The sequence below is a fragment of the Sphingomonas ginsengisoli An et al. 2013 genome (assembly GCF_009363895.1).
In the GTDB taxonomy this organism is placed as follows: Bacteria; Pseudomonadota; Alphaproteobacteria; order Sphingomonadales; family Sphingomonadaceae; genus Sphingomicrobium; species Sphingomicrobium ginsengisoli.
Window position 1 is genome coordinate 605411 of sequence record NZ_CP045434.1, and the last position, 10783, is coordinate 616193.

At 67.9% G+C, this 10783-nt stretch carries 9 protein-coding genes; 6 read left to right on the forward strand and 3 right to left on the reverse strand.

What is annotated here, in order from left to right:
- Positions 1-51 precede the first annotated feature (51 nt).
- Genes uvrC through GCU42_RS02935 form a run of 4 tightly spaced genes read left to right on the forward strand, consistent with a single transcriptional unit; the run spans position 52 to position 3575 of the window.
- Complete coding sequence (gene uvrC / locus GCU42_RS02920; protein ID WP_114227918.1) at positions 52-1992, forward strand: excinuclease ABC subunit UvrC; 1941 nt, start codon at positions 52-54, stop codon at positions 1990-1992.
- Entirely contained in the window at positions 1989-2726 is a 738-nt protein-coding gene (gene recO / locus GCU42_RS02925) for a DNA repair protein RecO (RefSeq protein WP_114227917.1), read from the forward strand. The genes uvrC and recO overlap by 4 nt, the downstream gene beginning before the upstream one ends.
- Positions 2727-2732: 6 nt before the next feature.
- On the forward strand, positions 2733-3137 hold the full coding sequence (gene apaG, locus GCU42_RS02930) for a Co2+/Mg2+ efflux protein ApaG (protein ID WP_114227916.1): 405 nt from the start codon (positions 2733-2735) through the stop codon (positions 3135-3137).
- 6 nt (positions 3138-3143) lie between these two features.
- The gene (locus GCU42_RS02935; protein WP_114228364.1) at positions 3144-3575 is read left to right on the forward strand and encodes a DUF488 domain-containing protein; all 432 of its coding nucleotides are present in this window, start codon (positions 3144-3146) and stop codon (positions 3573-3575) included.
- 102 nt (positions 3576-3677) lie between these two features.
- Here the strand turns inward: GCU42_RS02935 and GCU42_RS02940 are convergent, their stop codons facing one another.
- The 3 genes from GCU42_RS02940 to GCU42_RS02950 all read right to left on the reverse strand — a co-directional run bounded on the left by GCU42_RS02940 (position 3678) and on the right by GCU42_RS02950 (position 7839).
- Complete coding sequence (locus GCU42_RS02940; protein WP_114227915.1) at positions 3678-4148, reverse strand: host attachment family protein; 471 nt, start codon at positions 4146-4148, stop codon at positions 3678-3680.
- Positions 4149-4207: 59 nt separating this feature from the next.
- The gene (gene gyrA / locus GCU42_RS02945; RefSeq protein ID WP_114228363.1) at positions 4208-6919 is read right to left on the reverse strand and encodes a DNA gyrase subunit A; all 2712 of its coding nucleotides are present in this window, start codon (positions 6917-6919) and stop codon (positions 4208-4210) included.
- Positions 6920-7077: 158 nt separating this feature from the next.
- The gene (locus tag GCU42_RS02950; RefSeq protein WP_114227914.1) at positions 7078-7839 is read right to left on the reverse strand and encodes a YaaA family protein; all 762 of its coding nucleotides are present in this window, start codon (positions 7837-7839) and stop codon (positions 7078-7080) included.
- A 201-nt stretch (positions 7840-8040) separates the two neighbouring features.
- On the opposite strand from GCU42_RS02950, the gene GCU42_RS02955 reads away from it, so the two are divergent.
- Together GCU42_RS02955 and GCU42_RS02960 are read left to right on the forward strand one after the other, a co-directional pair.
- Positions 8041-9255 carry a tetratricopeptide repeat protein gene (locus tag GCU42_RS02955; RefSeq protein ID WP_114227913.1) on the forward strand — a complete coding sequence of 405 codons (1215 nt, stop codon included), beginning with the start codon at positions 8041-8043 and terminating at the stop codon, positions 9253-9255.
- Positions 9256-9435: 180 nt separating this feature from the next.
- Positions 9436-10773 carry a histidine kinase dimerization/phospho-acceptor domain-containing protein gene (locus GCU42_RS02960; RefSeq protein ID WP_152569427.1) on the forward strand — a complete coding sequence of 446 codons (1338 nt, stop codon included), beginning with the start codon at positions 9436-9438 and terminating at the stop codon, positions 10771-10773.
- Positions 10774-10783 lie beyond the last annotated feature (10 nt).

The following is a 10783-nucleotide window of genomic DNA, read 5'->3' on the forward strand; positions in this document are numbered from 1 at the left end:
CAAAAGTTCACCCTCTCGCAACCTTGGCGGCGATCACCTAAGTCGGCGGGCGTGAGCAAGGCCGACCGTCCGCACCATCCTCGCGCCGCCGAGCGCTTCAACGAGGAGGCGGCGACCACTACCGTCAAGGGCGGGGGCGAGGCGCCCGATCTCGAGGCGGGGGTCGCCGCGATCCGCAATGTCTTGAAGACGCTCCCGGCGCGGCCCGGGGTCTATCGGATGCAGGACGCCAAGGGCGACGTGCTCTATGTCGGCAAGGCGCGCGCGCTCAAGCAAAGGGTGACCAACTATACGCAGGTCGCGCGGCTGTCGAAGCGGCTGCAGCGGATGGTCGCGCAGACGCGCTCGATGACCATCGTCACCACCCGGACCGAGGCCGAGGCGCTGCTGCTCGAGGCGCAGCTGATCAAGCGCTTCCGGCCGCCCTACAATGTGCTGCTCCGCGACGACAAAAGCTTCCCGTTCATCCTGCTGCGCGAGGATCATGCCTTTCCGCGGGTGCAGAAACATCGCGGGGCGCGGCGGCTGAAAGGGCAATATTTCGGGCCGTTCGCCAGCGCGGGTTCGGTCACTCGCACGCTTAATGCGTTGCAGAAGCTCTTCCTGCTAAGAAGCTGTTCGGACAGCTTTTTCCAGAACCGATCGCGGCCTTGCCTGCTTTACCAGATCCGCCGCTGCTCGGCACCGTGCGTTGGGCGGATCGAACAACCCGCCTACGGCGAGCTGGTCGAAGACGCGAAGAATTTCCTCTCCGGCAAGTCGACCGGCGTGCAGGCGCGGCTGAGCAAGTCGATGGCCGAGGCGGCCGAGAAGCAGGATTACGAGCTGGCGGCGGTCTATCGCGATCGGCTGCGCGCGCTGACCTACATCCAGGGCAGCCAAACGGTCCACGCCGAGGGACTGGGCGACGCCGATATTTTCGCGCTTGCCTGCAGCGGCGGGCAGATGTGCATCCAAGCCTTCTTCATTCGTGGCGGGCAGAATTGGGGGCACCGCGCCTTCTTCCCCAGCCACACCGCCGACGTGCCCGAGGCCGAGGTTCTCAGCAGCTTCCTGGTCCAATTCTACGAGGATATGCCGCCGCCCAAGCGGGTGCTGGTCGATCGCGAGCTGCCCGAACTCGAACTGCTCGCCGAGGCGCTGTCCGAGCGGGCGGAACGCAAGGTCCTGATCGAGCGGCCCCAGCGCGGCGACCGCCGCAAGTTGATCGAGCAGGCCAGCCGAAACGCCACAGAGGCACTCGAGCGGCGGATGGCCGAGGGGACAACCCAGACGCGACTGCTGCGCGAGCTGGCCGACACGTTCGAGCTGCCCGACCTGCCCAAGCGGATCGAGGTCTATGACAACAGCCACATCATGGGGACCAATGCGACCGGGGCGATGATCGTCGCCGGGCCCGAGGGCTTCCGTAAGAACAGCTACCGCAAGTTCAACATCAAGCAGGCGGCGACCGACGACGACTTCGGGATGATGAAGGAAGTGCTAGAACGGCGCTTCGCCCGGCTCGAGAAGGACGATCCCGACCGGGCGAGCGGGGAATGGCCCGACCTCCTCCTGATCGACGGCGGGCGCGGCCAATTGAACGCGGTGTGCGAGATCATGGAGAATGCCGGGGTCCATGACATTCCGGTGATCGGCGTCGCCAAAGGGCCGCACCACGGCCGCGAGGGGCGCGAAGTGTTCCACCTGCCGAATGGGCGAGAACTGACGCTGCCAGTCAATTCGCCCTTGCTCTTCTACCTCCAGCGACTCCGCGACGAGGCGCACCGCTTCGCCATCGGCACCCACCGCGCCAAGCGCGCCAAGAGCCTGACCACCTCGACCCTCGACGAGGTACCGGGGATCGGGCCCAACCGGAAGCGCGCGCTGCTGATGCACTTCGGGACCGCGCGGGCGGTCAAGGGCGCGGCGCTGGAGGATCTCGAGCGGGCGCCGGGGATCAGCAAGGGCACCGCGCGCCAGCTCTACGATTATTTCCACCCCAACGGATGAGGCTGACCACCCCCGCCATCGTGCTCGGGCTGCGCAACCATGGCGAGCATGGCGCGGTGATCCGGCTGCTCACCCCCGACGAGGGACTGGTGGCGGGCTATGTCCGCGGGGCGCGGGGACGGCGGCTGCGGCCGGTGCTGATGGCCGGCAATGCGGTCGAGGCGCAACTGGCGGCCCGGACCGACGTCCAGCTCCCGCAGATCACGGTCGAGCTTATCCACAGCCGCGGTCCGCTGCTGTCGGAAGCGCTGCCGGCGGCGGCGATCGAGTGGGTGGCGGCGTTGACCGCGGTCGCGCTGCCCGAGCGCCAGCCATATCCCCGGCTGTACGACGCGCTGGCCGCGCTGCTCGACGCGGTGGAGGCGGCCCCCGCGGCGCGCGGCTGGGCGAGCGCGCTGGTCCGCTATGAGCTGTTGCTGCTGGCGGAACTCGGCTTCGGGCTCGACCTCGAGGCCTGCGCGGTCAGTGGTGCCAGCGACAATCTGGTGGCGGTCTCGCCGCGATCAGGACGAGCGGTCAGTGCCGCCGAGGCCGAGCCTTATGCTGGCAAGCTGCTGCGCCTGCCGCCTTTTCTGCTCGCGGGCGGGTCGGCGGAGTGGCCCGACATCCTCGACGGGCTGGCGCTGACCGGCCATTTCCTGTCGCGCGACCTGCTGCACCAGCGCCAGGTCGGACTCGACGATAGCCGCGCGCGGCTCGTCGAGCGGTTGCGGCGCGCCGCTGGGCTGCCATAAGGGCTTATGTCTCTTAGCGCCCTTGCCGTCCTGTTCCCGCATGAAGCGACGACCCGCGACATCACCGTCCGGGTGGCGGTGTCCTACCTTGCCGAGCAGTCCGCGCCCGAGAATGGCCGCTGGTTCTGGTCATACCATATCCGGCTCGAGAATGGCGGCGGGAAGAGCGTCCAGTTGCTGTCGCGGCACTGGCGCATCCTCGACGGCCGCGGCGCGCTGCACGAGGTGCGCGGCGAGGGCGTGGTCGGCGAAATGCCGCTGATCGCGCCGGGGGCGAGCTTCGACTATGTCTCAGGCTGCCCGCTCGGCACGCCGACCGGCTCGATGGAGGGCAGCTACCGGCTGGTCGACGAGGACGGCGAGGCGTTCGACGTCGCCATTCCGCGCTTCCCGCTGAGCGGACCGGCCTGATTGGCGCTGCGCTTCTTCACCATCGGTTATGAGGGGACCACGGTCGCCGACTTCCTCGCCGCGCTGAAGGCCGCGGGGGTGACCCGGCTGGTCGACATCAGGGCGTTGCCGCTGTCGCGCCGGCCCGGCTTTTCCAAGTCGCCGCTGCGCGCGGCCTTGGCCGAAGCAGGGATCGAATATGCCCATCTGCGCGCCCTCGGCACGCCGGCCGCGGGACGAGAGGCCGCGCGTAAAGGCCGGCAGGCCGAGCTCGAGCGAATCTACCGCGAGCAGCTTGAGCTGCCCGAGGCGATGGCCGCCAGCGCGCAGTTGCGTGAGCTCGCTGTGGAGGCGCCGACCGCGCTTCTCTGCTTCGAGCGCGAGCCAGCGGGCTGCCACCGCTCGCTGTGGCTGCGGTGGGAGGCTCCCGACGCCGAGGTTATCGACCTCTTTCCGTAACTCGGTCCAAAATAATGCACAGGCCGACGTCCCGGCGATCCACAGCCCGGCACCGCCGCGGCAGTACCAGGGCGCGGATCACGCGGCGGCGCACCACATAGCCTAGACGTCGGCGGGTTCGGCCGCCTTGGTTTCGCTGACTATAAGCGCTTCGATGTCGGGGATCGGGCGGCCGCTCATTTCCTTGTTGATGGTGCAGACAACCCGCTTCTCCACTTCCTTGTGAAGCGCCTTGCGAAGCACGCCGAGCGCTTTGGGTGGGGCGACGATGCACAGGTGGTCGAAGTCATTGCGGAGCGCGCGGAGCCGGAGATTTTCGGCCGCTTCCTTGACCCAATTATCCTCGTCCTGCTGCTTGAAGTCGGTCTCTTCCATCGAGGAACGTCCGGCCCCGACGCTGCTGTGCGACGTTCCGGGCCCGTCCCGCTTGAGATCGCCGTCGTGATGCGCGTCGTCGCGTTCGTCATGGTCCTCGGTCCGCAGGTCGATCTGGTTCTCGTCGCCCTGGTTGCGGAAGAAGAGCATCTTGCGGCCGTCGACGACCAGCACGAGCGCGTTGTTGGGAATGGGCATTCGGGTCTCCTCGTTACAGCGTATCGAACGCGTGACGGGGAGACCCGGTTGCGGAAAGATCAGTCTTCGACGGGCGGATCGACCGGCTTGTCGAGTTCCTGCTCGCCGACGTTGGCGCCATCGTCGGGAGCAAGCTCGCCGTCGATCGGCTCGACCTCGACCTCGTCACTCTCGTCGATGCGGGCGACCGAGACGACATGTTCATTGTCGGCGACGCGGAAGATCATCACGCCCTGGGTGTTGCGACCGGCGATGCGGATCGAACCGACGGTGGTGCGGATCATCTTGCCCTGATCGGTCGCTAGCATGATCTGCTCGCCTGGCTTGGCCGGGAAGCTCGCCACCACACCGCCGTTGCGCTCTGAGGTGTCGATGTTGGTGATGCCCTGGCCGCCGCGGTTGGTGCGACGATATTCGTAGGCGCTGGTGCGCTTGCCGAAGCCGTTTTCGGTGACGGTCAGGATGAACTGCTCATGGTCGGCGATGAAGGCGTAGCGATCAGCGTCGAGCCCCTCGGCGCTTTCATTGTCGCGCCAGCGCGGGCTGCGGAGATAAGCCTCGCGCTCCTCCGCCTCAGTGCCAACGCGATGGAGGATCGACATGGAGATGACCTGGTCGTCGCCGAGGAGGCGGACGCCGCGGACCCCGGTCGACGAGCGCGACTGGAACTCGCGGATGGCGGTCGCCATGAAGCGGATCGCCTTGCCGTTGCGGGTGGCGAGCAGGACGTCGTCCTCCTCTGAGCAGAGCGCGACGCCGACGAGCCGGTCGGTCGCATCCTCTTCCTCGCCGTCGCCTTCCTCCGCGATCCCGAACTTCATCGCGATCTTGCCGGCGGTCGGGATGTTGCGGAACGCGTCCATGCTGTTGCGGCGGACGGCGCCATGTGCGGTCGCGAACATCAGGTGTAGGTCGTTCCAGCTCTCCTCGTCCTCGGGAAGGGGCAGCACGGTGGTGATCACCTCGCCGGCCTGGAGGGGGAGGAGGTTGACCATCGGCCGGCCACGGGCAGTCGGGCCGCCCTCGGGCAGGCGCCACACCTTCATCCGGTAGACCCGGCCGAGGTTGGAGAAGAACAGCACCGGATTGTGGGTCGAGGTCACGAACAGGTTGGTGACCGCGTCCTCGTCCTTGGTGCTCATGCCCGACCGGCCCTTGCCGCCGCGCTTCTGCTCGCGGAAGATCGAGAGGGCGGTGCGTTTGATGTAGCCGGTCATGGTGACCGTCACGACCATCTCTTCGCGCTCGATCAGATCCTCGTCGTCGATCCCGTCGGCGGCGCCGGCGAGCTCGGTCCGGCGCGGGGTCGCAAACTCGCGCTCGACCTCGTCGAACTCCTCGCGCATCACTTCATAGAGCCGGACACGATTGCCAAGGATTTCCAACAGTTCGCCGATGGTCTTGGCAAGTCCTGCGAGCTCGTTCCCGATCTCGTCGCGGCCGAGGGCGGTGAGGCGGTGCAGGCGCAGGTCGAGGATCGCCTTCACCTGCGCTTCGCTCAGGCGATAGGTGTCGCCCGCTGCCTGCGGCTCGACCGCTTCGACCAGCTGGATGTAGGGACGAATCTGGTCGCCGGCCCACTCGCGCGAGAGCAGGGCCTCGCGCGCTTCGGCGGGCGAAGCCGAGCCGCGGATGATCCGCACCACCTCGTCGAGGTTGGTGACCGCGACCACGAGGCCGAGCAAGATATGGGCCCGCTCGCGCGCCTTGAGGAGCTCGAACTTGGCGCGGCGGGTGATGACCTCTTCGCGAAACTTGACGAAGCTCTCGATGATGTCGCGAAGGGTCAGCGTCTCGGGCCGGCCGCCGCGGATCGCGAGCATGTTGCAGGGGAAGGAGCCCTGCGCCGGGGTGTGCCGCCACAACTGGTTGAGGACGACGTCGGGGGTCGCGTCGCGCTTGAGGTCGATGACGATCCGCACGCCTTCGCGGTTGGATTCGTCGCGGATGTCGGAGACGCCCTCGATCCGTTTGTCCTTGGCGGCCTCGGCGATCTTCTCGACCAGCGCGTTCTTGCCCTGCTGGAACGGGATTTCGGTGAGGACGATCGAGCGGCGGTCGCCGCGTCCTTCCTCGACCTTGTAGCGCGAGCGGACGATGACCGAGCCGCGCCCGGTGGTGTAGGCGCTGCGGATGCCCGCGGTGCCGAGGATGATCGCGCCGTTGGGGAAATCGGGGCCCTTGACGTGCTCCATCAGCCCTTCGGTGGTGACGGTTGGGTCGTCGAGATAGGCGCGGCAGGCGCCGAGCACCTCACCGAGGTTGTGCGGCGGGATGTTGGTCGCCATCCCGACCGCGATGCCGCCGGCGCCGTTGACCAGCAGATTGGGGAAGCGCGCCGGCAGTACCTGCGGCTCGCGCTCGCTTGCGTCGTAGTTCGGCTGGAAGTTGACCGTGTCCTTGTCGAGGTCGCCGAGCAGGAAGCTCGCCGCCTTGGCCAGCCGCGCCTCGGTGTAACGCATGGCGGCGGGCGGATCAGGATCCATCGAGCCGAAGTTGCCCTGGCCGTCGATCAGCGGCAGCCGCATCGACCAGTCCTGGGTCATCCGGGCGAGGGCGTCATAGATCGCGGTGTCGCCGTGCGGATGATATTTACCGATCACGTCACCGACGATGCGGGCGGACTTGCGGTAGGGCCGGTTGTAGACGAACCCGTTCTCGCTGGCCGAATAAAGGATGCGGCGATGGACCGGCTTCAGCCCGTCGCGCACGTCGGGCAGCGCGCGGCTGACGATCACCGACATGGCGTAATCGAGGTAGCTGGTCTTCATCTCCTCGACGATGGAGATGGGGGCGATCGCGTCGGGCGCGGCTTCCGCCGGCGGTTGGGTGGCCAAGGAAAAATCCTGCTGTTGTGCTGTTCGTTTACTCGCGGGAACCCGCTCGCCCGAGGACTAGCAGTCCGCGCGTACGCGCGCGAGGCTTTTCGTCACGCCGCCCGAACGAACAGGGGCTTGTCGGGCGTGCTTCCCGCCGAGTCGAAACGCCAGCCGTCGCGGTCGAAGTGGGAAAGCGCGGCCGGGTCGGCGACCCGTTCCTCGCACACCCAGCGGGCCATCGCGCCGCGGGCGACCTTCGCGGTGAAGCTCTGGAACTGGAGGCCCTTGGCGGTGCGGACGCGGAAGTCGGGCGCGATGACCTTGACGCCGCGCTTGGGAAGGTGCGGCCCGACCGCCGCATAATATTCCTGGCTGGCGAGGTTGAGCAGCACACCCGAGCCGTCGGCCTTGAGATCGGCGAGCACCGCGCGGGCGACCTTGCGGCCCCAATAATCGGTCAGCTTGTCGCCATCCTTGGGCGCCCAGGCAGTGCCCATCTCGAGCCGGTAGGGGCGGATCGCGTCGAGCGGCCGCACCACGCCGTAGAGGCCTGACAGGATGCGCAGGTGATCCTGGGCAAAAGCGATGGTGTCGGCGTCGGCACTGGCAGCGTCGAAACCACGATAGACGTCGCCGGCGAAGGTGCGGATTGCCGGGCGCTCGGCGGCCTTGCGAAAACCCTTGAAGCGCTTGACGTTGAGCTTGGCCAGGGCGGCGCTGATGTGCATCAGCGCCGACAGGTCGGCGGCCGACAGCTTCGCCGCGGCCCGCGCGATTCGTGCCGCATCGGCGGCGAAGCGCGCTTGGGTCGGCTGGTCGGAGACGGGAGAATCGAGGTCGAGCGTCTTGGCGGGCGAAAGCAGGATGATCACGATCGCGCGCCTAGCAAGTCGCTCGGGGAAACGTCAAAGCGTCCGGGAAAACAATCGGTTCTGGCGAGTTCAACGGGGGTTCACGCGGCCGACAGCAGGGCGCTGGAACCGGCGGCGGAAGGGGCTTAAAGGCGCCTCACCGTCGTTGCAGAATTAACGGGTCCGCGGCCGCGAGGCGGTCCGGCCACACAGGAGAGTGGGATGACGTTCTACGGCAAGATGCTGGCTGGCGCGGTGGCGCTGGGAGCCATTGGCATGGCGGCGCCGGCAATGGCGCAGCAGCCGCCCGCGCAGATCAAGGTGTCGAACAAGGCGCAGCCGGCGCTGATCGCGCTGCAGACCGCGGTCAACGCCAACGACACCGCCAAGATTCCCGGCGCGATCGCCGCGGCGCAGGCTGTCGTCTCGACCAAGGAAGACCGGTACATGCTGGGGCAGCTCCAGCTCAAGGCGGCGCTGGCGGCCAAGGACGACGCCGCGATCACCGCGGCGGGCGACGTCATCCTCAACAGCGGCATGGCCACGCCCGAGCAGATCCGGGTGTTCCGCGTGAACAAGGCCAAAGCGCGCTTCCAGGCGAAGGATTATGCCGGGGCGCAGACCGACCTGCTGGCGTTGCTGGCGGCCGATCCCAACAACACCGACGCCATGCTGCTGCTGGCCGAGACCTATGAGAGCGCCGGCAACAGTGCGCAGGCGGTCGCGACCTTCCAGAAGGCGATCGCGACCCAGCAGGCGGCCAATCAGCCGGTGCCGCCGGAATGGCGCAAGCGGCAGGTGTCGATCGCCTACAACCACAAGCTGCCCAACCTGGACGCCGTGGTGATCGACTGGATAAAGTCCGCGCCGACCGCCGACAACATCCGCGACGCGACGCGGATCGTCGGCGATTCCTCGGGTCAGTCCGACAATGATCAGATCGACCTGTTCCGGCTGCAGCGCGCCGCCAATGCGCTTAAGGGCGAGAGCGACTATTATCGCTATGCCAGCACCGCCTTGAGCCACGGTTTCCCGGGCGAGGCCAAGACCGTCCTCGACCAGGGCTTTAATTCGAATGCGATCACCCGGGGCAAGCCGGTCTTCGCCCAGGTCTACAGCTCGGCGAGCACTCGCGTCACCGCCGACCGCGCCGGTCTAGCGGCGACGGAGCGGAATGGGCTGGCGGCGGCGACCGCCAAGTCGGCGGTGACCGCGGGCGACGTGTTCCTCGGCTATGGCGAATATGCCAAGGCCGCGGGGCTCTACCGTGCCGCCCTGACCAAGACGGGGGCCGACGCCAACCTCATCAATCTGCGGTTGGGCGAGGCGCTGGCCGGCGCTAACGACAAGGCAGGGGCGCAGGCCTCGTTCGCCAAGGTCACCGGACCGCGGCAGTATACCGCGCAGCTGTGGTCGGCATGGGTCGCCGGGCACTAAGCCGAGGTAGCCAAGCGAAAGGAGGGGCGGTCCGTCGGGCCGCCCCTTTTTTCATGCCTGTCCCACAACAGGAAAGTTAATGACGGCCCGGTATACGTTTGTTTAACGGCGGCGTTAGGTAGCGTCATCTGACGTGTGTGAGTGCGGGGCCTTTTCCTGGTGCGATTCGACGACCGCCTTTTGACGGTTTTGGGCCTCAACGCCGTAGCGCCGCGCGACCGCGTGGTGCAGTGGCGCCAGCTCGTCGAACTGGTCGCGCGCGGCGCGGGCGAGACCGACCCGGTGCTGCTGAACAAGGCGCTGGCGCGGATTGCTGAAATCTCGCCCGAAGTTCCTGAAACGATCCGCGCGACGGCGGCGCGGGCGATCGCCGCGCCCGACCTGCCGCTCGCGCTGCTCAAGGTGTTCGTCGCCGATCGCGGCAAGGTCGCGGCACCGCTGCTTGGCGCGGCGGAGCTGGACGACGCGGCGTGGAAGGAGTTGCGCGCCGCCGCCTCGACCGGAACGCAGGCCATTATCGACACCCTCCACCCGCGTGAGCCGGCGCGTCCGCCGCTTAAGGAGAACGCGGCGTCCGCCGCCAGTTCACCGCGAGTCGCCGCAGGTCGGCTGTTCCAGTGGGAATGCGGCCCCGACGGCGACATCGACTGGGTCGACGGCATCGCCCGCGGCGCGGTGATCGGCCGCTCCGTCCGCAGCGACCTCCGGCAGCGGTTCGACACCATGCAGCCGTTCGTCGATGAGCCGCTGCTGCTGGCCGACGATGGCGAGCTGGGCGGCGACTGGCGCTGGTCGGGGCAGCCGCAATTCCTGCCCGGCAGCGGACGCTTCGCCGGCTATGCGGGCGTGGCGCGGCGGGTGACGGAGCCGGTGGTGCCGCAGCACGATCCGATTCCGGTGCTCGCCGCGGGCCTGCCCGCCGACCACGGCAATCTGCGCGAGCTGATCCACGAGCTGCGCACCCCGCTGACTGCGATCATCGGCTTCGGCGAAGTGATCGAAGGCCAGTATCTCGGCCCGGCCCACCGCGCCTATCGCGACAGGGCGGGCGAGATCGTCCGCCAAGCGCGGCTGCTGCTCGCCGCGGTCGACGATCTCGACCTTGCCGCCAAGCTGCGCAGCGCCAGCCCGGCGTCGCGGGACGTTACCGTTCTGGCCGAACTGGCCAGGCTGCTCGACCCGCGCGTGACCGTCGAGATGCGCGACGACGAGGTGAAGGTCGCGCTCGAGCCGAGCCTCGCCGAGCGCTTGCTCCGCCGGTTCGTCGCCGCGGTGGCGGATGCCGCCGGGCCGGAGGAACGGCTCAAGCTGATCGTTGACCGGGTCGATGACCGCGCCGTGCTGGCGATCACCCGGCCGGAGGAAACGCTGGGCCTGAGCGACGAAGCCATGCTGCGCGGCGAGTCGGTCGCCCGGCTCGGCTTTGCCCTTCGTTTGGTGCGCGGGCTGGCCCAGATCGCGGGCGGCTCGCTCGATATCGAGCCCGAGGATTTCGTCCTGCTGCTACCCGCGGTTTGACCTTGGCGGG

Bases quoted from the DNA above. Each gene is read 5' to 3' on its own strand.
- gyrA (WP_114228363.1), bottom strand. From the start codon at position 6,919: ATGAAGACCAGCTACCTCGATTACGCCATGTCGGTGATCGTCAGCCGC.
- apaG (WP_114227916.1), top strand. From the start codon at position 2,733: ATGTCTCTTAGCGCCCTTGCCGTCCTGTTCCCGCATGAAGCGACGACC.
- recO (WP_114227917.1), top strand. From the start codon at position 1,989: ATGAGGCTGACCACCCCCGCCATCGTGCTCGGGCTGCGCAACCATGGC.
- GCU42_RS02955 (WP_114227913.1), top strand. From the start codon at position 8,041: ATGACGTTCTACGGCAAGATGCTGGCTGGCGCGGTGGCGCTGGGAGCC.
- GCU42_RS02940 (WP_114227915.1), bottom strand. From the start codon at position 4,148: ATGCCCATTCCCAACAACGCGCTCGTGCTGGTCGTCGACGGCCGCAAG.